Below are 20,842 nucleotides of genomic sequence, written 5' to 3'. Positions count from 1 at the left end.
GAAATTACGACCGACTGAGTTCACGAAAAATTCGCGAGAGCGCTTATTTTTAGCGCACGAACCACGGAAACCCGCTGTCAGATTATCCTGCCGCGCACGGGCCAATCTCGCTTGCGGCGCCAGCGCTAGTTCAGTTTATTGCGCAAAGTGGTGCCGGATGTCCGACTCGAACGGACGACCTACCGCTTACAAGGCGGTTGCTCTACCAGCTGAGCTAATCCGGCGCGCCATGTGCACGGCGCTCCCATGCGTTATCGCACGCCGAAGGTCCAGCCCTCTTGTTGTGCGAGCCGGCCGGTTAGGCCCGGCGGTTGCCAGAGTGCGGAGTCGTCCGCCGCACGGCGCAGCCACGCGCTGCCGAGGATCGCGTCTGTGCTGTGATCGTCATAGCGGGGCAGGGGGGCGTGCGTTTCGCTCTCCAGAGCCGCGAGCGCCTTATCGAGGTCGGCGAGCCCGCGCACTTTTGTCGGGCCGGTGAGGCCCGCGGCGCGCGCGGCGATGCCCGTATAGATTTCGACGAGCATGGGCCCCGTCTCCGGCACCGGGTCGAACGGCCAGACGGGTATCGCCCCGCCCAGCCGGTGCAGGACGCGCATCCCGGTGAAGCTCGATTTGCCGACCTGCGCTGCGCCGACAAGATTGTAACAGGATACGGCATTGCCCTGCTTCTGATCGCGGCATCGCTTTTCGGTCAGGCGCAGCCGCCCGAGCGGCGGTTCGAAGCGGCTGCCCGTTATCGTTTCGCGCCCGGATTGCCGGCGCACATGGTCGGCCAGCGGTTGGCGATCCGCCAGCTTGGACGCCGACAGACGCGGTTCGTCTGCGCACCGCTCGTCTATCCATTGCCAGAGCACGCGCGCATGCGGCGGATCGGCGGGCGATCCCGGAAAATAGGCACCGCGATCGGCGAAGGGCAGCGCAGCCGAAAAATCGAAACCGATCAGCATGTCGGACTGGGCTGCGGCCTGCTGCAAGAGCCAGTCGAGTGCGTCCTGCCGCGACCAGCCGCCATCGGACGCAACAAGGGCGGGAGCCTCGGCCCCCGCCCTCGTTACCGCCAGGGCTATGCCCGTAGGTCTCGCCACCGCCTGTCCCGACCAGTCGAAACAGGCGAAGCTGGCGAATGTGCGCATCAAATCCCCGGAGGCGTCTTGTCTCCCGGGTTGCTCTTGGTCGAACCGCCACCGGTCCAGCGCTCGAGCAACTTGTGCGCGGTCGGCCGGCCGCCGAGCCCGAAGGCGATCGCCGCCGCGACGGCCGCCGAGCCGAGGATGGCGGCGAAGGCGATCACGACGATCTGGTCGGCGATGTCCATGAACTCGAGGCCCATGGCGACGAACAGCGCGATGATCAGCCATTTGAGGATGACCGGCAACATGCCCGCAGTCTCGCCGGTGGAGCTCGCCATCAGGTTGGTGAGCACGCGCGCGAGCAGGATGCCCACGGCGATGATCACGAGCCCGAAGATCACCCTGCTACCGAGGGCGACGACTTCGGTCACCATCGCCTGCACCGATTCGATTTCAAGCACTTCGATCGCCGCCACCGCGGACACCAGCATGATAGCCGTCAGCGCAATCGTGCCGATCACGCCGCTCAGCTTGACGCTGGCCGGCATCAGGCCGGAACCGGACGCGGCATTGTCGACGCCCAGCGCCTCCAGCAGCCGCTGCAGCCAGTCCTTGACCCAGCGGCCGATGAAATAGGCGATGCCGAGGATCAGCGCTGCGGCGATGGCCCGCGGCAGGAAGTGCGCGACGTCATTGAGGATCGAGACAAGCGGATCGGAAATCGAACTCAGCTCGAGCGTCTGCAGCGCCGCGGTCGCAACGGGAATGATGATCAGCACGAATACGATCAGGCCGATGGCGGAGCTCAGGGTCGTGCGCCCTTCGCCCTTGGCCGGGGCGTCGTCGGTACCGGTGATTTCCGTCACGCCCGCGCGCGCGAACCAGCCGTCGGCGTTGACCGCCATCAGCGCCGTTTCGACGATGCGCCGCACGATCGTAGCGACGATCACGCCGAAGAACATGATCAGGCCTGCGCCGATGATGTGCGGCACATAATTGAAGATTTCCGTCGTTAGCGCGCGCACCGGATCGAGGACGCCGGAAAGTTCCAATGGCTGCAGCGCGACGACGAGGCCGACCAGCCAGACAATCCAATAGGCGAGTGTGCCGATCTGGCTGCCCACGGTTTCGCCGGGCGATGCCGTACTGTGTTTCTGCAGGGCCGGTACGCGATCCACCATGCGCGCGATGGCCCATTTGACGCCTTTGGCGATGAAATGCGTGATCAGGAGGATCAGCAGCGCCGCGCCGATCTTCAGAACCCATTCCCAAACCATCGGCCAGTCAATGTCGCGATTGAAATCGAATTCCATTGGACTTCCCCTATTGTCGATAACCGTGATGCCGGATGCCGGGATAACCCCTTTTGTCGGCATTTTCGAATCTATTGTTGGCGTTCCGCGCGCAATTTGTTCCAGAATTCCAAGCGTTGGGCTATCTTTGCTTCGAAGCCGCGCGGCGAAGGGGCGTAAAACTCTTGCGCCTTCATCTCTTCGGGCCAGTAATCGTCGCCGGAAAAGGCGTTTTCCGCTTCGTGATCATAGGCATAGCCCTTGCCATAGCCGACCTCCTTCATCAGCTTGGTCGGTGCGTTGAGGATATTCTTGGGCGGCATGAGCGAGCCGGTTTCCTTCGCAGATTTCCAGGCCGCTTTCTGCGCCTTATACGCCGCGTTCGATTTGGGCGCGGTCGCACAATAGAGGCAGGCCTGGGCGATGGCGAGCTCGCCTTCCGGGCTACCGAGAAAAGTGTAGGCGTCCTTGGCGGCGAGGCACTGGACCAGTGCTTGCGGATCGGCGAGGCCGATATCCTCCGAGGCGAAACGCGTGATACGGCGCAGCACGTAGAGCGGTTCTTCGCCGGCGACGAGCATGCGGGCGAGATAGTAGAGCGACGCCTGCGGGTCGGACCCGCGCATCGCCTTGTGGAGCGCGGAGATCAGATTGTAATGGCCCTCACGATCCTTGTCGTAAACGGGGACGCGGCGGTGGAGCATTTCGGCAAGGCCCGCCGGATCGAGCGGCTCGGAAAGCTCCACCGAAAACAGCGTCTCGGCCTGGTTGAGCAGGAACCGTCCATCGCCATCGGCCGACGCGACCAGCGCATCGCGGGCGGCATCGGTGAGGGGCAGGGGGCGGCCCTCATGCGCTTCGGCGCGGGCGAGCAGCGTATCCAGCGCCTCCGCATCGAGGCGGTTGAGGATCAGCACCTGCGCGCGGCTGAGGAGCGCGGAATTCAGTTCGAATGACGGGTTCTCAGTCGTGGCGCCGACGAGCGTGACCGTGCCGTCCTCGACATAGGGCAGGAAGCTGTCCTGCTGCGCCCGGTTGAAGCGGTGGATCTCGTCCACGAACAACAATGTCGGCTTGCCGGCACTGGCCATCTGCCGCGCTTCGGCGAACGCCTTTTTGAGATCGGCGACGCCGGAGAAAACCGCCGAGATGGCGACGAAGCGCAAGCCGACGGCATCTGCAAGCAGGCGGGCGATGGTCGTCTTGCCTGTGCCGGGCGGGCCCCAGAAGATGATCGAGGCGAGCTTGCCGGCGGCCACCATGCGGCCGATCGGACCGTCGGGACCGGTCAGATGACCCTGCCCGACAACATCGTCCAGAGTCGCGGGCCGCAACAGATCGGCGAGCGGCGCATTGCTGCGTGCCTCCGCCCCCGAATCCGCATCGTCCGTAAACAGGTCCGCCATCGGATCAGCCTAGCGCAGACGGCATCAAATGGCATGTTTCTACGGGTCCGCCTCTTGACAAATATATCTGCGATATATCTTAGATAGATCGGAACAAGGTTTAGGAGACTCGAAAATGACCTATCGTAGCTGGAATAATTGCGGTTCGCGCCGGCCGAGAAGCTGGCCGGAAGCGCTGCTCGCCATGCAGTTCGCCAATTGGGGCCAGGGTTCAGGAGACTGGGGTCCACGTGGCCAGCGCAAGCGTAGACGGCGGATGTTCGATGGCGGCGAGCTGCGGCTCGTCTTGCTCAAGCTGATCGAGGAAGAGCCGCGTCACGGCTACGATCTCATCCGCGCCATCGAGGAAATGACGGCCGGCGATTACACGCCGAGCCCCGGCATCATCTATCCGACGCTGAGCTTTCTCGAAGATGGCGGGCTGATCAAGCCGGTCGACAGCGATGACAGCCGCAAGACGTTCAAGATCACCAAGGACGGCAAGGCGGAACTCGAAGAGAAGGCGGAAGAAGTCGAGGCGCTGATGGATCGCCTGTCCCGCCACGGGAAGCGCCATGCAAAGGGCGACAGCGCGGCGGTGAAGCGGGCGATGGGCAACCTCTTCGCCGTGCTCGGCCATCGGCTTTCGGCCAAGGGTATCGATGAAGAGCTGATCCGCGAGGTGACGGATATTCTCGACGAGGCCGCGCAGCGGATCGAGCGGCTCTAGGCTGCTTAGCTAGCCAGATGTTCAGGGAGCGGGGCTGCGGGGCGGCCCCGTAACCCCGTCTGCGCGTTGGCGTACGACGCGCAGATAGCCGTCGACCAGCGCCTGGTTGACCTGGTCCCAGCCATAGCGTTCGCTGGCCGCGCAGCCGGCTTCGCCCGCGGCGTTGCGGGCTTCATCATGCTCGCAATAATATTGCAGCGCATCGGCAAAGGCCTCGATCGCGCCGGGACGTACGAGGCGGCCGGTAACGCCGTCATCGACGAGGCTCTGGCTGCCCGTCGCACGCGCCGCGACGACGGGCAGGCCGGCCGCCATCGCCTCCAGCGTCACATTGCCGAAGGTTTCCGTGATGCTCGGATTGAACAGCATGTCGAGCGAGGCTACCGCGCGGCCAAGATCGGACCCGCGCTGGAAACCGACGAACACGCCGTTCGGCAGCCGCCGCTCGAACCATTCGCGTGCCGGACCTTCGCCGATCACGAGCACGCGATGCCTGACGCCGCGCTTTTCGAGCTGATCGATCGCGTCCGAATAGACGTCCAGACCCTTCTCCATCACGAGCCGGCCGATAAAGCCGATCACGACCTCGTCATCGGCAATGCCCAGCTCGCGGCGCCATTCCAGATCGCGATGCTTCGGATGGAAGGTTTCGCGGTCGATGCCGCGCGACCAGATGCCGACATCGTAGCTCATCCGTTGTTCGCGCAGGATCTGCGCCATGGATTCCGACGGCGCAAAGATCGCATCGCACCGCCGGTAGAAACGGCGGAGCAGGGCGACGACGAGCGGCTCGAAAAAGGCCATGCCATAATAGCGCGGATAGGTTTCGAACCGCGTGTGCACGGAAGCCACGGCGGGTATGTTCCAGCGGCGAGCCAGCGTCAGCGCGCGATGACCGAGTATTTCCGGGCTCGCGATGTGGAACAGGTTGGGTTCGAAATCCGCGATGTCGCGGCGGACCTTGCCCGGCAGGCGGAGCGGCGCGCGATATTCGGCGCGGCCGGGGAGGGCGAGTGCGGGGACATGGACGAGGTCGCCCGTCGCCTCGAAATCGGGCTCGTCGACCGTCGGCGAATAGACGCGCACGGCCGCGCCTTGGCGCAGCAGATAGCCGACCAGACGGTTCAGCGCCTGGTTCGCGCCGTCGCGGACATAGTTATAATTGCCGCTGAACAGGGCGATGCGGAGATCGGTGACGTCCATGGGGTGTCGGGGATAGTGGTTTGCGCTCGAAAGGCCAATGCCGCGGGATAAGCCCCTGTTTTGGCCGTGAAAAAGCCCCGCCGATTTGCCTCGGCGGGGCTCTTTCGTTTCGCGAAGCGAAGGCGCTTAGCTTTCGCTGGCTTCCTCGACGGCGTCTTCGGCCGCCGGTTCGGCCTCGGCTTCCTGGGCCGCCAGCATCGCTTCTTCCATCTTCTTCTGCTGGGCGCGGAGCGCAGCATCGCGCGAAGAGGCCGTCACACGGACGCGGTTCATCCCCGCCCCGGTGCCCGCCGGGATCAGCCGGCCGACGATGACGTTCTCCTTGAGCCCCTGCAGCGTATCGACCTTGCCCTGAACGGCGGCCTCGGTGAGGACGCGCGTCGTTTCCTGGAAGGACGCGGCCGAGATGAAGCTGCGGGTCTGCAGCGACGCCTTGGTGATGCCGAGCAGCACCGGCTTGCCCTGGGCCTTTTTCTTGCCCTTGCCGAGCCGGTCGTTGATCTCGTCCATCTCCTCTTCGTCGATCTGCTCGCCGACCAGCAGCGTGGTATCGCCGCCATCGGTGATTTCGACCTTCTGAAGCATCTGACGGACGATCGTCTCGATATGCTTGTCGTTGATCTTCACGCCCTGCAGACGATAGACCTCCTGGATCTCCGAGACGAGATACTCGGCCAGCGCCTCGATCCCCATGACCTCGAGAATGTCGTGCGGATCGGGTGAACCGGCGACGAGATCGTCACCCTTCTTCACGAAGTCGCCTTCCTGCACATCGATGATCTTGGTCTTCGGGATCAGATATTCGACCGGATCGCCCTCTTCCGGAACGATCGCGATCTTGCGCTTCGCCTTATAGTCGCGGACGAACTCGATACGGCCGTCGATCTTGGCGATGACCGCATTGTCCTTCGGCACACGTGCCTCGAACAGCTCGGCCACACGCGGCAGACCGCCGGTGATGTCACGCGTCTTGGCGGCTTCGCGCGGCAGACGGGCGACGATATCGCCTTCCTGCAGCTCCTGGCCGTCCTCGACCGAGATGACCGCGCCGGGGATCAGGCGATAGACGCCCGCCTCGCCGCTATCGGCATCGAGCAGCGTGATACGCGGCTTGAGATCGTCCTTCTTGGACTTGGCCTGGTCTTCGGTAACCACGCGCTGGGTAATGCCCGTCGCTTCGTCGGTTTCTTCCTTGACCGTGCGCGCGTCGACAATGTCCTGGAACTTTGCCGTGCCGCCCTTTTCGGTGATGACCGGAGCATAGCTCGGATCCCATTCCGCGATGCGATCGCCCTTGCTGACGATATGGCCATCATCATGCAGCAGCCGTGCGCCGTACGGAATACGGAACACGCCGAGCTCGCGGCCTTCATCGTCGATGATCGCCAGTTCGCCGGAACGCGACAGCGCGAGCGTGCGGCTCTTGCTGTCCACGATCGGGTTGAGATCGCGATATTCAAGCTTGCCGTCGGCCGGCGATTCGAGGTTCGACTGCTCGTTGAGCTGCGCCGCGCCGCCGATGTGGAAGGTCCGCATCGTCAGCTGCGTGCCGGGCTCGCCGATCGACTGGGCGGCGATAACGCCGACCGCTTCGCCGATATTCACGGGCGTACCGCGGGCGAGATCGCGTCCATAGCATTTCGCGCAGACGCCGACCTTGGATTCGCAGGTCAGCGGCGAGCGGATCTGCACCGACTGGACGCCCGACTCTTCGACGGCCGCGACCATCGGCTCGTCCATCAGCTCGCCCGCCTTGACGATCACTTCGTCCGACTTGCCGTCGACAATGTCTTCGGCGGCCGTGCGGCCGAGGATACGCTCGGCAAGCGTCGCAATCGTCGAACCGCCCTGGACGATGGCTTTCATCTCCAGGCTGTTCTTCGTCTTGCAGTCTTCCTCGACGATCGTGCAGTCCTGCGACACGTCGACAAGCCGGCGGGTCAGATAGCCCGAGTTCGCCGTCTTGAGCGCCGTGTCGGCAAGGCCCTTGCGGGCGCCATGAGTCGAGTTGAAGTATTCGAGAACCGTCAGGCCTTCCTTGAAGTTCGACAGGATCGGCGTCTCGATGATCTCGCCCGACGGTTTGGCCATCAGGCCGCGCATGCCGGCGAGCTGCTTCATCTGTGCGGGGCTGCCGCGGGCGCCGGAGTGCGACATCATGTAGATCGAGTTGATCTCTTTCTCGCGGCCGTCCTCGTCCTTCGGCGTGGCGCGGATTTCGTCCATCATCGCGTTGGCGACCTGGTCCGAACAGCGGCTCCAGGCGTCGATCACCTTGTTGTATTTTTCCTGCTGGGTGATCAGGCCGTCCTGATACTGCTGTTCGTAATCGGCGACCAGCGCGCGGGTTTCTTCGACCAGCTCGTCCTTCGATTCCGGGATGATCATGTCGTCCTTGCCGAACGAAATGCCGGCCTTGAAGGCGTGGCGGAAGCCGAGCGCCATGATGCCGTCGGCGAACAGAACCGTGTCCTTCTGACCCGTGTGGCGATAGACGATGTCGATAACGTCGCCGATCTCCTTCTTGGTCAGCAGACGGTTGATCGTCTCATACGGCACCTTGTGCGACTGCGGCAGCTTCTCGCCGATCAGCATGCGGCCCGGCGTGGTTTCGACGCGCTGCATGAAGGTGTTACCGTCCTCGTCGGTTTGCGGGACGCGGGTGTGGATCTTCGAATGGAGCGTCACCGCACCGACCTCGAGCGCCTGATGCACTTCGGTGATGTCGGCGAGGATCGAGCCTTCGCCGGGCTCGCCTTCGCGGTCCATCGACAGATAGTAGAGGCCCAGCACCATGTCCTGCGAGGGGACGATGATCGGCTTGCCGTTGGCGGGCGAGAGGATGTTGTTGGTGGACATCATCAGCACGCGCGCTTCCAGCTGCGCCTCGAGGCTCAGCGGCACGTGAACGGCCATCTGGTCGCCGTCAAAGTCAGCGTTGAACGCCGCGCAGACCAGCGGGTGCAGCTGGATTGCCTTGCCTTCGATGAGGACCGGCTCGAACGCCTGGATGCCGAGACGGTGGAGAGTCGGCGCGCGGTTCAGCATCACCGGATGTTCGCGGATCACCTCGTCGAGGATGTCCCAGACTTCCTTGCGCTCTTTCTCGACCCATTTCTTCGCCTGCTTCAAGGTCATGGAGAGACCCTTGGCGTCGAGACGGGCGTAGATGAACGGCTTGAACAGCTCGAGCGCCATCTTCTTCGGCAGGCCGCACTGGTGCAGCTTGAGTTCGGGACCAGTCACGATGACCGAGCGGCCCGAATAGTCGACGCGCTTGCCGAGCAGGTTCTGCCGGAACCGACCCTGCTTGCCCTTGAGCATGTCGGACAGCGATTTCAGCGGACGTTTGTTCGCGCCCGTGATCGTCCGGCCGCGCCGGCCGTTGTCGAACAGCGCATCGACCGATTCCTGCAGCATGCGCTTCTCGTTGCGCACGATGATGTCCGGCGCGCGCAGCTCCATGAGCCGCTTGAGGCGATTGTTCCGGTTGATGACGCGGCGATAGAGGTCGTTGAGGTCCGACGTCGCGAAGCGGCCACCGTCCAGCGGCACCAGCGGGCGCAGCTCGGGCGGGATGACCGGCACGATGTCGAGGATCATCCATTCGGGACGATTGCCTGACTCAATGAAGCTCTCGACGACCTTGAGCCGCTTGATGATCTTCTTCGGCTTGAGCGTTGACTTGGTCGTCGCCAGCTCTTCGAGCAGGTCTTCCTTCTCCTGCTCTAGGTCGAGATCGATCAGCATCTGCTTGACGGCTTCCGCGCCGATACCGGCAGAGAAGGCGTCTTCGCCATATTCGTCCTGCGCTTCGAGCAGCTCGTCTTCGGTAAGCAGCTGGAATTTTTCCAGCGCGGTCAGACCGGGCTCGATGACGACATACTGCTCGAAATAGAGGATGCGCTCGAGCTGCTTGAGCTGCATGTCCAGGAGAAGCCCGATGCGGCTCGGCAGCGACTTCAGGAACCAGATATGCGCGACCGGGGCAGCGAGATCGATATGGCCCATCCGCTCGCGGCGCACCTTCGACACGGTGACTTCGACACCGCATTTCTCGCACACGATGCCCTTGTATTTCATGCGCTTATACTTGCCGCACAGGCATTCATAATCCTTGATCGGACCGAAGATGCGCGCGCAGAACAGGCCGTCGCGTTCCGGCTTGAACGTACGGTAGTTGATCGTTTCCGGCTTCTTGATCTCGCCGAAGGACCAGCTGCGGATCTTTTCCGGCGAGGCGAGGCCGATCTGGATCTGGTCGAATGTCTCCGGTTTGGCCACCGGGTTCTGGAAATTGGTCAGTTCGTTCATGTCTGATCCTTGTCTGCCCCCGCCCGCCCGATCCGATCACCGGAGGGCAGGGGACTGATAATCGTGTTTATTCGGCGGCTTCGGAGAGGTCGTCTTCTTCCTCGCCGTCTTCCGACAGCGATTTCAAATCGACGCTGAGACCCAGCGAGCGCATTTCCTTGACGAGCACGTTGAAGCTCTCCGGAATGCCGGCCTCGAACGTGTCGTCGCCCTTGACGATCGCTTCGTAGACCTTGGTGCGGCCGACAACGTCGTCGGACTTCACCGTCAGCATTTCCTGCAAGGTGTAGGCTGCGCCATAGGCCTGGAGCGCCCAGACCTCCATCTCGCCGAAGCGCTGACCGCCGAACTGCGCCTTACCGCCCAGCGGCTGCTGGGTGACCAGGCTGTACGGTCCGATCGAGCGGGCGTGGATCTTGTCGTCCACCAGGTGATGCAGCTTGAGCATATAGATATAGCCCACCGTCACCTTGCGGTCGAACTGGTCGCCCGTCCGGCCGTCGTAGAGGACGACCTGGCCGCTCTGATCGAGCCCGGCGAGATCGAGCATGTCGGAGACATCGCTCTCGCGCGCACCGTCGAACACCGGCGTACCCATCGGCACGCCATTGGTGAGCCGGCCCGCCATCTCGACGACCGTATCATCGTCCAGCGCCTTGATGCTGTCGTGATAGGGTTCGCCATAGGCGGTCTTCATCGCATCGCGGACCGCAGCCGGCGCCTTGCCGGCCTTGGCGTCCGGATTGGCATGCCGCCAGTCTTCGAGCGCACCCCGGATCTGCCGGCCAAGGCCGCGCGCGGCCATGCCGAGATGCGTTTCGAAAATCTGCCCGACATTCATGCGGCTGGGCACACCCAGCGGGTTGAGCACGATGTCGACCGGCGTGCCGTCCTCGAGGAACGGCATGTCTTCCTGCGGCAGGATGCGCGAAATCACACCCTTGTTGCCGTGGCGGCCGGCCATCTTGTCGCCCGGCTGCAGCTTGCGCTTCACCGCGACGAAGACCTTGACCATCTTGAGCACGCCCGGCGGCAGCTCGTCGCCCCGCTCCAGCTTCTCGCGACGGTCCTCGAACTTGGCTTCGATCTTCTCGACCGCCTCGTCATATTGCTGCTTGACGACTTCGAGCTCGCCCTGGCGCTTGTCGTTCTTGACGGCAAACTGCCACCAGTCGTGCTTCTCGACCTCGTCCAGCATGCCGACCGTGATCTTGGAGCCCTTGGTAACGCCTTTGGGCGTCGCGGTCGCCGTCTGACCGGTCAGCATGTCCTTCAGCCGGCCATAGGTGGCGCGGTTCAGGATCGCGCGTTCGTCGTCGGCGTCCTTGCGGAGGCGTTCGATTTCCTCGCGTTCGATCGCCAGCGCACGCTCGTCCTTGTCGATGCCGTGGCGGTTGAACACCCGGACCTCGACGACCGTACCGGCAACACCCGGCGGCAGGCGCAGCGACGTGTCGCGCACGTCGGACGCCTTTTCGCCGAAGATCGCGCGGAGGAGCTTCTCCTCCGGCGTCATCGGGGATTCGCCCTTGGGCGTGATCTTGCCCGCCAGGATGTCGCCCGGATGCACTTCGGCGCCGATATAGACGATGCCCGCTTCGTCGAGGTTGCGCAGCGCTTCCTCGCCGACATTGGGAATGTCGCGGGTGATGTCTTCGGGGCCGAGCTTCGTATCGCGCGCCATGACCTCGAATTCCTCGATATGGATCGAGGTGAATTCGTCGTCCTTCACGATGCGCTCGGAGATGAGGATCGAATCCTCGTAATTGTATCCGTTCCACGGCATGAACGCGACGAGCGTGTTCTTGCCGAGCGCCAGCTCGCCATATTCGGTCGACGGACCGTCGGCGAGAACGTCGCCGGCCTCGACCATCTCGCCCACTTTCACCAGCGGACGCTGGTTGATGCAGGTATTCTGGTTCGAGCGCTGGAACTTCATCAGCGTGTAGATGTCGACGCCGCTTTCATTGGCATCGACCGCGCCCGACGCCCGGATCACGATACGGGTCGCATCGACCTGGTCGACGATACCGCCGCGACGCGCGACGACGGCGGCGCCGGAATCCCGGGCCACGGTCGCTTCCATGCCGGTGCCGACCAGCGGCGCTTCGGCTTTTACGAGCGGCACGGCCTGGCGCTGCATGTTCGATCCCATGAGAGCGCGGTTCGCGTCGTCATTTTCGAGGAAGGGGATCAGCGAGGCGGCGACCGAAACGAGCTGCTTCGGCGACACGTCCATCAGCGTGATCGTATCGCGCGGCGCCATCAGGAATTCGCCGGCCTGTCGCGAGGAGACGATTTCCTCGACAAAGCCGCCCTTGGCATCGAGATCGGCATTGGCCTGCGCGACCGTATGCTTCTGCTCTTCCATGGCCGACAGATAGACGACCTCGTCGGTCACCTTGCCATTCTCGACCTTGCGGTACGGCGTCTCGATGAAGCCATATTTGTTGACGCGGCTGAACGAAGCGAGCGAGTTGATGAGACCGATATTCGGGCCTTCCGGCGTTTCGATCGGGCAGATCCGGCCATAATGGGTCGGATGCACGTCGCGGACTTCGAAGCCGGCGCGCTCGCGGGTCAGGCCGCCCGGCCCAAGCGCCGAGACGCGGCGCTTATGCGTGACTTCGGACAGGGGATTCGTCTGGTCCATGAACTGCGAGAGCTGCGACGAACCGAAGAATTCGCGGACCGCGGCCACGGCCGGCTTCGCGTTGATCAGGTCGTTCGGCATGACGGTCGAGACGTCGACCGAGCTCATGCGTTCCTTGACGGCGCGCTCCATGCGCAGAAGCCCGACGCGATACTGGTTCTCGAGCAGCTCACCGACCGAGCGGACGCGGCGGTTGGCGAGGTTGTCGACATCGTCGACTTCGCCCTTGCCGTCCTTGAGATCGACCAGTTCCTTGACCACCGCGAGAATGTCTTCCTTGCGCAGCGTCGTCAGGTCTTCCGGCGCGTCGAGATCGAGGCGCATGTTGAGCTTCCAGCGGCCGACGCCCGACAGGTCGTAGCGCTCGGCATCGAAGAACAAGCCTTCGAACAGCGCATCGGCGGTCTCGCGCGTCGGCGGTTCGCCCGGGCGCATGACGCGATAGATGTCGGCCAGGGCCTGGTCCGTATCCTCGGCCTTGTCAGCTTTCAGCGTGTTGCGGATCCACGGGCCGGTCGTGACATGGTCGATGTCGAGCAGCACGAGTTCCTTGATCTTCGCGCCGTCGAGCTTTTCGAGATTCTCTTCCGACACTTCATCGCCGGCCTCGATGTAGATCTCGCCGGTCTTCTCGTTGATCAGGTCGAACGCGCTGTAGCGACCGAAAATCTCCTCGGTCGGGATCAGCAGGTTCTTGAGGCCATCCTTTTCGGCCTTCGTCGCCGTGCGCGGCGTGATCTTCTGTCCGGCCGGGAAGACGACCTCGCCCGACTTCGCATCGACGATGTCGAAGGCCGGCTTCTGGCCGCGCCAATTCTCGCTGACGAACGGGATTTCCCAGCCGTCCTTGGCACGCTTGTAGGTGACCGTCTCGTAGAAATGCTGGAGGATTTCCTCGCTGGTGAGGCCAAGCGCGTGCAGCAACGCGGTGACCGGCAGCTTGCGCTTCCGGTCGATGCGGACGTTGACGATGTCCTTGGCGTCGAACTCGAAATCGAGCCAGGAACCGCGATAGGGAATAACGCGCGCGGCGAAGAGATATTTGCCCGAGGCGTGCGTCTTGCCGCGGTCGTGATCGAACAGCACGCCCGGCGAGCGGTGCATCTGCGAAACGATAACGCGCTCGGTGCCGTTGATCAGGAAGGTGCCGTTCTCGGTCATGAGCGGCATGTCGCCCATGTACACGTCCTGCTCCTTGATATCGAGGACGGAGCGGGTTTCGGTGTCGGGATCGACTTCGAAGACGATCAGGCGCAGCGTGACGCGCATCGGCGCGGCATAGGTGATGCCGCGCTGGCGGCATTCTTCGGTATCGTATTTCGGCGGTTCGAGTTCGTAATGGACGAAATCGAGCTCGGCGGTGCCGGCGAAATCGCGGATCGGGAAGACCGAGCGGAGCGTCTTTTCCAGACCCGATACATAGTCGATCTCGGGATTGGAGCGGAGAAACTGCTCGTAGCTGTCGCGCTGAACCTCGATGAGGTTCGGCATCTGGATGACTTCGTGAATGTCGCCGAAAATCTTGCGGATACGCTTGGTGCGGGTCTGCTGAGCCGCTTTCGCCTTGGTCGCCATGGAGTATTTGCCTCGGTTTCTGCTCTAATTTCGCAGCGCAGAGACGACAAAAAGCCGCAAGACTCCCTGTCCTCGAAACCGGGGAATCTGCAGCTTTGAGCGTCTATGAGACCGAAGCCGATCCATTCCTGTGATGCGGCGCGCAAATTCGCATCATTGCTCGAACGGCAGCGGTGATAGTCGGGATATAGGAACAGGCTGTTGGAGAGTCAATTCGGCAGCGCTCAAGCCCCGAAATTCCGCCACGCGGCGATCTCAGGGCGAAGGCGTTCGCTACGGCGCTCTGGGGCCAGCCGTGCGGCTACAGCTTCGACCACGGCCGCGATGTCCCCGGCCGCCGGTATGTGATCGGCCGTAGCGAGCACCGTCCGGCCGCCAGTCAGTCCGGCCATCGTCGCGGCGCTCGCCAGTCTTTCGCTATGATCGAACGGCACGACGGAATCGCGCCTGCCATGGATCAGGAACACCGGTTCGTCTGCGGCTCGGATCGCGGCGAGATTGTCGTAGGTGTCCGGAACGAGACCGCGCGCCCAGCCGGGCGCCATATCCTCGATCGATGTGAAGGTGCCGATCGTCACCAGAGCGTCGAGCCGGGTGCGCCGCGAGAGATCGAAGGCGACGCCGCCGCCCAGGCTGTGGCCGATGACGATCACAGGCCGGTCTCCGGCGAGTTCTTGCGCCAGCGCCAGAAAAGTATCGGCATCATGGGCGATGCCGTCCTGGCTGGGGGTACCCGGATTGCCGCTATAGCCGCGATATTCGGCCGCCACGATACCGAAGCCGGCCTCCGCCATCGGGGCGAACCATCGCAACATCCCGCTGGCGCTCGCTGCATTGCCGTGAAACAGCAGCAGCACCGGCCGGTCGCCGCGCGGCGGCGTAGCAATGCCCGATAGCGTCAGTCCGTCTTCCGTTTCGACCTCGACGATCTCTGCCCCCGCCGGGAGGCCCGCGAGCGAAAGCGGCGCTTGGGGTGGATGATAGATGGCGTCGCGGACTACGCCGTCGCATCCGGCAGCCGCCAGCAGGGCGAGAAGGGGGGCGAAGAGCCGGAACAGCATCCTATCATGCTACCCCATCGACGAGAGGCTGTCAGTCCAGCGGCGCTCATCTTGGGCCTTGCCGCCATTGCGCGTTTGCCTTGGCAAACGGGTCGTGCTTACCTTCCAGCACGAAGGAGGGGTAACGGAATGGCGCATTGGCTGCAGCGTGGATTGGTCGTTTGTGCCGCTCTGCTGATCGGATTCGCGTCTGCGCCGGCGATTACCGAGCCCATCGCGCCCGCATGGCTCGAGGAAAGCCGGGAAACCGAAACCGTCCCACGCATAGTCGCGATCGGCGACGTGCATGGCGATCATGAGGCGTTCCGCGCGATCGTCGAGGCGGCCGGGCTGGTGGATGCCGCCGGCGCCTGGGTCGGCGGCACTGCGACCTTGCTTCAGGTCGGCGATGTGCCGAACCGCGGCCCCAATTCGCTGCCCATCATCCGCGATCTGATGCGGTTGCGGGACGAAGCCGCCGCCGCGGGCGGGCGCGTAATCGTGCTGATCGGCAATCACGAAGCGATGAACGTGCTGGGCGATATCCGCTATGTCCACGAGGACGATTTTGCCGCTTTTCGCTCCGAAGAGTCCGACCGGGTCCGGCGCCGCTATTACCGGCAAAACCAGGCCCGGATCGAGCGGGCGTATCGGCGGCAACAGCCGGCGCTGTCCGAAGACCAGATCAGGCGGTTATGGCTGCGCGAGACGCCGCTGGGCGGCGCCGAGCTCATCATGGCCTGGGGGCCGGAGGGCGAGATCGGCCAATGGCTGGCCGGCAATCCGGCCGTCGCGAAGATCGGCGATACGCTGTTCGTCCATGCCGGGATCAGCGCGGACTATGCCGGGATGTCGGTCGCCGAGATCAACGACCGGGTCGCGCGGGCGATTGCCGAACGCGACGATTCCAACGGTTCGATACTCAACGATCCTGACGGCCCGCTCTGGTACCGGGGCTATTTCCTGCGCGACGAACGCGGCGAGATCGCGCTGATTCCGCCGGAGGATGTCGAGCCGGAAATCGCGCTGGTGCTGGCCGCCCATGGGGTATCTCGCATCGTGGTCGGGCACACGCCGTCATTGGGCGGGATTAGGATGTTGCTGGACGGGCGGCTGATCGGGATCGATACCGGGATCTCGGTCTATTATGGCGGGCCACGAACCTATCTCGAAATCGTCGGCGATACCGTTACTCCGCATGTTGTCGGGGAAGAGGGGGAAAGTCCGTGATGCGAATATTTAGGTTTATGTGGTGCGTGCTCGCACTTGCCCCGATCGTCATCGCGCGACCAGCTTTCGCACAGCAAGCCGAACCGACGCCGCTCTTTGCCTCGGACGAGATGATCCAGCTTTCCATCCGCGGCGATCTGCGGCGGATCACGCGCGCCGATGACGGTGGGCCTGCGACCTTGACGCTGCACGGCGCCGCGCCCGAGACGCACCAGATCCAGCTATCGCCGCGGGGCGTTTCGCGGCGCCACAACGGCATCTGCACCTTTCCGCCGCTCCGCATCGAGCTGCCGGCCCGGCCGGAATCGGGTCTGTTCCAGGGCCAGCGTCGTCTCAAACTCGTCACCCATTGTCAGTCGCGCGGCGCGCATCAGCAACATGTGCTGCTCGAATATGCGGCTTACCGCCTCTACAATGCGATGACGCCGCGCAGCTTTCGCGTCCGGCTGGCGCAGATCGACTATTATCGCGGGGACGCGGACACGCCGACCATCTCGCGCATCGGTTTCCTGATCGAGGATGTCGACGATGCGGCCGAGCGCAATGCTATGGTCGAGGTCGAAACACCGAGCTTTCCGCCGTCGCAGCTCAGCCGCGCCGATCTGGGCCGGATTGCGGTCTTCCAATATATGGTCGGCAATCTCGACTGGGCGGTGCAGTCCGGTCCGCGCGGCGAGGATTGCTGCCACAATACGCGGCCCATCGGCATGACCGAAACGGCCACGAGCAACCTCGTTTCGCTCCCCTATGATTTCGATCAGACGGGGCTGGTGGACGCACCGTACTCGGCGCCGCCCGCCCAGATACGCGTATCTAGCGTCCGTACGCGCGTGTTCCGGGGCTTCTGTTTCCATAACGACGAGACGCGCGCGGCAGCGGCCGAATTCCGCGCGGCCCGCCCGCGGCTAGAGGCCGTTCTCGCCTCCATTCCGCAATTGAGCGAGCGCCGGCGCGATCGGGCGATATCCTATCTTGCCGATTTCTTCGAGGATATCGCGACGCCGCAGGACGTCGAGAACAATCTGATCGACGACTGCCTAACCTAGCGGGAACGGATAGACGGCGAGCGTGCCCGGTTCGCCGTCTTGGCCTTCGTCCGCGATCACGAGCCGGTCCGATCCGACGACGGTCACGCCTTCGGACTGCGGATGATTGACCGGGTTGAGCCGATGGCGTGCTACGACAACGCCGTCCTCGTCGAGCACCATCAACGAGCGGCCGCGCGCCGATATCACCAGGAGTTGGCGGTAGTCGGGCAGCCATTCGATGCCCGACGGCGCGAATTCGCTGCGTTCCGCGCCCAGCGCCTCGGCGAGCGGGATCTGCCGCCATGGCCGCGCGACCCGATCGCGCGCCCGGGTGTCCCATTCGTAGATGATAAGCGTGCCGCGCCGCGTGCCCATGCGCATATTCTTGCAGACGATGAGCAGCGTATCGGGCTCAGGCGACAGCGAGAGCCCCTCGACTTCGCAATAATCGCCGGCGCCAGTGTCATATTGGGCATGGACGACACGGGTGCGGTCCCGCCCGGCTTCGAAGGCGCGGATCACGCCCTCGCTGTTGATGATCCAGAGCCGGTTCCCGTCTGCAGCGATCCCCTCGATATCGTCCTCGATAACGGGATTGCCGAGCGCGAAGGACCGGATGATCCGTCCGTCTTCGAGCGAGATTTCGTGGATCGTCGCATATTCGTCGTTATGCGCGAACACGCTGTTGGGCGACGCCACCGCAAGGCCCGAAATTTCCTCCAGCGCTTCGGGCAGTTCGAAATAGCGCGCGTCGTCGTTGGGCTGCGATTGCGTGCAGGCACCCAAGAGGGCCAGCGGAAGCAGTGCACGCATCATGACTGGCGCGATGAACTGTCTGTGGCTGGCGACGGTTCGGCCCCTATGTCCGGAGCTTCCGTTTCGGTGGTCGCATCGTCTACCGCGCGCTTCTTTTTCTTCTTGTCCGTTTTCGCAGAGGTCCGTTCCCCACGGGCGCGCATATAACGCTGCGTGCCGTCGCGCGCGCCGTAATCGTACATGTAGAGCACGAGGAAGCCGTAGTTGAAACCGATCGTCATCACGAAGGCGAGTTCGACCGCGCCGATACCCGCCGCGAGACCCGTGCCGATCGACAGAAGAATGAAGAGCGCGTCGCCGGGGCTTTTGAGTGCGTTCCGGAACTGCACGCCCGCCGCGATGCCGGCGAGTGAGAAGGCGAGGGCGAGCGAGTTGTGAACGACGATGACGATGCCGGTGACGATCATCGGCAGGAGGATGATCGTCTGGATCAGCGACTGGTTATATTCCTCGCGCGTCCGGATCGCCATATAGGTCCAGCTGACGGGGAGGGCGGCGAGCAGGGCCGCGCCCACCGCGATGATCAGCCAGACGAAGCTGCCGAGCGCGCCTGTTCCCGTCGCGCCGATCTCGATCCCGTCGAACGGCCCCTCGACGGTCTGGTCGATCAGCTCCTCGACGCCGCCGATCGGGAGATAATTTCGGATTTCGGGATTGAGCGCGAAGGCGATCAGCAGGACGAGCGCCACGCCGATATAATATTTGGTCAGCGCGTAGAAGAGCCTCGGAAACCGAATGCGCATACTACCCCCCTCACATCGAACCCAGTGGTCATCCCGGCTGCATATGCGCTCGGTCGCGCGACGAAAAGGGCGGATCAATCGCGCGGCCGCCGTTCAGACGCTCAGTATTATTGAAAAACAATAAATCTCTTGACGTTTATCGATAAATCCTTATTGAATATCGATAAGTGAAGGAGAAAAGACAATGTATGAGTCGGAAAATGCTCATGGTGAGAATGACGCGGTGCTCAAGATCGCGCGCGCCCTCATCATAATTGCGCAATGGGCGTTGATACTCGCCAGCGCCGCGCTGGTTATCATGATCCCCTGCCTGTTCATCTTCTCCGGTCCGATCCTGGAGGCTTTGGGTGGCCTCTTGGTGGAGCAGCCGGATATGCCGGCGATCTTCATGATGGCGGCGCTGCTCGTCATGTGCCTTGTCGTCGCAGGCCTCACATATTTCGCGTTCAACCGGCTGCGGCGGATCGTGGAGTCGGTCCGGCTGGGCGATCCGTTCATACCCATCAACGGCGTCCGATTGCGCGGCATGGGGCTGGCGGTACTCGCCATCCAGCTTTTCGGCTTTGCGGCCACGATGATAGCGACGGCGCTTGTCGCCATGCTCGGCGAATGGAAGCCCAGCGCGGACGTGAACCTGGGCATGGAGTCCGGCATCTCGCTTTCGGGCATATTGCTAGGCCTGCTGCTGATCGTGCTGGCGCGCGTATTCGATCGCGGGGCCGCGATGCGCGAAGACCTGGAAGGAACGGTCTGATGGCGATCACGATCAGGCTCGACGACCTGCTGCACGATCGCCGGATGACGCTCACCGAACTGTCCGACCGCGTCGGGCTGACGCTGGCCAACCTTTCCATCCTCAAGACCGGCAAGGCCAAGGCGATCCGCTTTTCGACGCTGGAAGCGATCTGCCGCGAGCTCGGCTGCCAGCCGGGCGATCTCATGCGCTACGACGGAGACCGATAATGAAACCAAACCGTATCGGCGGCGTTGCCGCCCTGTTCAACGCCGCCGCCTATCTGTTCGGCTTTGCCCTATTCTTCGCCGTGCTGGACCGCAGCGGATATGAGGGGCTTGCGGGCAATCTCACATTCGCGCTCGACAATCAGGCGATGATCGCGCTGGCGATGGTGGCGCTCTATCTCGCCTTCGGCGTGGCGCTGACCATATTGGTGGTCACGCTGCACCGCTATCTGGCGCGCGGTTCCGATACCGAACTGACCATGCAGATCGCCAGCGCTTTCGGCCTGATCTGGTCCGGACTGGTTCTCGCCAGCGGCATGACCGGACTGGTCGGGCTGCAGACAGTCGCTTCGGTCGCGACGAACGACACCGATGCAGCGGCGTCGATCTGGTCCGCGGTCGGGATCGTCCAGTCCGCGCTGGGCGGTGGGATCGAACTTGTCGGCGGTTTGTGGATGTTGCTGATCAGCATCGTCGGCCTGCAGACGGGCCTATTGCCGCGCTGGCTCAACTGGCCGGGTATCGTGGTGGCTCTGGCGGGTATCGTGACATTTGTGCCGGGCCTGGGCGACTTTGCCGCGCTGTTCGGCCTCGGCCAGATCCTCTGGTTCGCCCTGCTGGGCATGCTGATGCTGCGGCGTCCCGTAGCAGTGCCGCAGCACTAGTCCAGCTTGTCGACCAGACGGGATACAAAAAAGGGGCGGTCCCGACAGGAACCGCCCCTTTTGTGCGTTCGGAATATCCGAAGGGCTTATTTGAGTTCGACGGTACCGCCGGCCTCTTCGATCTTGCCCTTGATTTCT

15 protein-coding genes and 1 tRNA gene are annotated in these 20,842 nt (G+C 63.3%); 6 read left to right on the top strand and 10 right to left on the bottom strand.

Annotated features, from left to right (window positions below; translation table 11 throughout):
• Positions 1–148: 148 nt before the first annotated feature.
• From ACTS1Z_RS13515 to ACTS1Z_RS13500, 4 genes are all read right to left on the bottom strand, one after another.
• Positions 149–224: transfer RNA gene (locus tag ACTS1Z_RS13515), tRNA-Thr, on the bottom strand.
• A 27-nt stretch (positions 225–251) separates the two neighbouring features.
• Positions 252–1,133: a hypothetical protein gene (locus ACTS1Z_RS13510; RefSeq protein WP_442624997.1), complete on the bottom strand. Its 882-nt coding sequence runs from the start codon at positions 1,131–1,133 to the stop codon at positions 252–254.
• Positions 1,133–2,383, bottom strand: coding sequence for a mechanosensitive ion channel (locus ACTS1Z_RS13505; protein WP_442624996.1), 1,251 nt, complete (start codon positions 2,381–2,383; stop codon positions 1,133–1,135). Before ACTS1Z_RS13505 ends, ACTS1Z_RS13510 begins: the two co-directional genes overlap by 1 nt.
• Before the next feature lie 71 nt (positions 2,384–2,454).
• A complete protein-coding gene (locus ACTS1Z_RS13500) occupies positions 2,455–3,768 on the bottom strand; it encodes a replication-associated recombination protein A (protein WP_442624995.1) in 1,314 nt (437 codons plus the stop codon).
• 115 nt (positions 3,769–3,883) lie between these two features.
• Here ACTS1Z_RS13500 and ACTS1Z_RS13495 point away from each other — a divergent pair, with 115 nt between their 5' ends.
• Positions 3,884–4,477 carry a PadR family transcriptional regulator gene (locus ACTS1Z_RS13495; RefSeq protein WP_442624994.1) on the top strand — a complete coding sequence of 198 codons (594 nt, stop codon included), beginning with the start codon at positions 3,884–3,886 and terminating at the stop codon, positions 4,475–4,477.
• A 21-nt stretch (positions 4,478–4,498) separates the two neighbouring features.
• Here the strand turns inward: ACTS1Z_RS13495 and ACTS1Z_RS13490 are convergent, their stop codons facing one another.
• The 4 genes from ACTS1Z_RS13490 to ACTS1Z_RS13475 form a co-directional block, all read right to left on the bottom strand.
• Positions 4,499–5,680, bottom strand: a complete 1,182-nt coding sequence (locus ACTS1Z_RS13490) for a glycosyltransferase family 4 protein (RefSeq protein WP_442624993.1) — start codon at positions 5,678–5,680, stop codon at positions 4,499–4,501.
• A 126-nt stretch (positions 5,681–5,806) separates the two neighbouring features.
• Positions 5,807–9,994, bottom strand: coding sequence for a DNA-directed RNA polymerase subunit beta' (gene rpoC, locus ACTS1Z_RS13485; RefSeq protein WP_442624992.1), 4,188 nt, complete (start codon positions 9,992–9,994; stop codon positions 5,807–5,809).
• A 67-nt stretch (positions 9,995–10,061) separates the two neighbouring features.
• Entirely contained in the window at positions 10,062–14,222 is a 4,161-nt protein-coding gene (gene rpoB, locus ACTS1Z_RS13480; RefSeq protein ID WP_442624991.1) for a DNA-directed RNA polymerase subunit beta, read from the bottom strand.
• 224 nt (positions 14,223–14,446) lie between these two features.
• Entirely contained in the window at positions 14,447–15,283 is an 837-nt protein-coding gene (locus ACTS1Z_RS13475; protein ID WP_442624990.1) for an alpha/beta hydrolase, read from the bottom strand.
• 129 nt (positions 15,284–15,412) lie between these two features.
• Here ACTS1Z_RS13475 and ACTS1Z_RS13470 point away from each other — a divergent pair, with 129 nt between their 5' ends.
• Entirely contained in the window at positions 15,413–16,492 is a 1,080-nt protein-coding gene (locus ACTS1Z_RS13470; RefSeq protein WP_442624989.1) for a metallophosphoesterase, read from the top strand.
• Positions 16,492–17,538, top strand: a complete 1,047-nt coding sequence (locus ACTS1Z_RS13465; protein WP_442624988.1) for a hypothetical protein — start codon at positions 16,492–16,494, stop codon at positions 17,536–17,538. Before ACTS1Z_RS13470 ends, ACTS1Z_RS13465 begins: the two co-directional genes overlap by 1 nt.
• Here the strand turns inward: ACTS1Z_RS13465 and ACTS1Z_RS13460 are convergent.
• Positions 17,530–18,336 (bottom strand): SdiA-regulated domain-containing protein, encoded by an 807-nt coding sequence (locus ACTS1Z_RS13460; protein ID WP_442624987.1) that lies wholly within the window; start codon positions 18,334–18,336, stop codon positions 17,530–17,532. The genes ACTS1Z_RS13465 and ACTS1Z_RS13460 overlap by 9 nt on opposite strands.
• Positions 18,333–19,079, bottom strand: coding sequence for a hypothetical protein (locus ACTS1Z_RS13455; protein ID WP_442624986.1), 747 nt, complete (start codon positions 19,077–19,079; stop codon positions 18,333–18,335). Before ACTS1Z_RS13455 ends, ACTS1Z_RS13460 begins: the two co-directional genes overlap by 4 nt.
• Before the next feature lie 184 nt (positions 19,080–19,263).
• Between ACTS1Z_RS13455 and ACTS1Z_RS13450 the strand changes: the two genes are divergently transcribed.
• From ACTS1Z_RS13450 to ACTS1Z_RS13440, 3 genes are read left to right on the top strand one after another with little or no spacing between them, the layout of a single operon-like run.
• Positions 19,264–19,833, top strand: a complete 570-nt coding sequence (locus ACTS1Z_RS13450) for a DUF2975 domain-containing protein (protein WP_442624985.1) — start codon at positions 19,264–19,266, stop codon at positions 19,831–19,833.
• A complete protein-coding gene (locus tag ACTS1Z_RS13445; RefSeq protein WP_442624984.1) occupies positions 19,833–20,042 on the top strand; it encodes a helix-turn-helix domain-containing protein in 210 nt (69 codons plus the stop codon). Before ACTS1Z_RS13450 ends, ACTS1Z_RS13445 begins: the two co-directional genes overlap by 1 nt.
• Entirely contained in the window at positions 20,042–20,704 is a 663-nt protein-coding gene (locus tag ACTS1Z_RS13440; RefSeq protein ID WP_442624983.1) for a hypothetical protein, read from the top strand. Before ACTS1Z_RS13445 ends, ACTS1Z_RS13440 begins: the two co-directional genes overlap by 1 nt.
• Positions 20,705–20,842: the final 138 nt, after the last annotated feature.

The organism is Parasphingopyxis sp., assembly GCF_052168295.1.
In the GTDB taxonomy this organism is placed as follows: domain Bacteria; phylum Pseudomonadota; class Alphaproteobacteria; order Sphingomonadales; family Sphingomonadaceae; genus Parasphingopyxis.
This window is presented reverse-complemented; position numbering and strand designations above follow the sequence as displayed.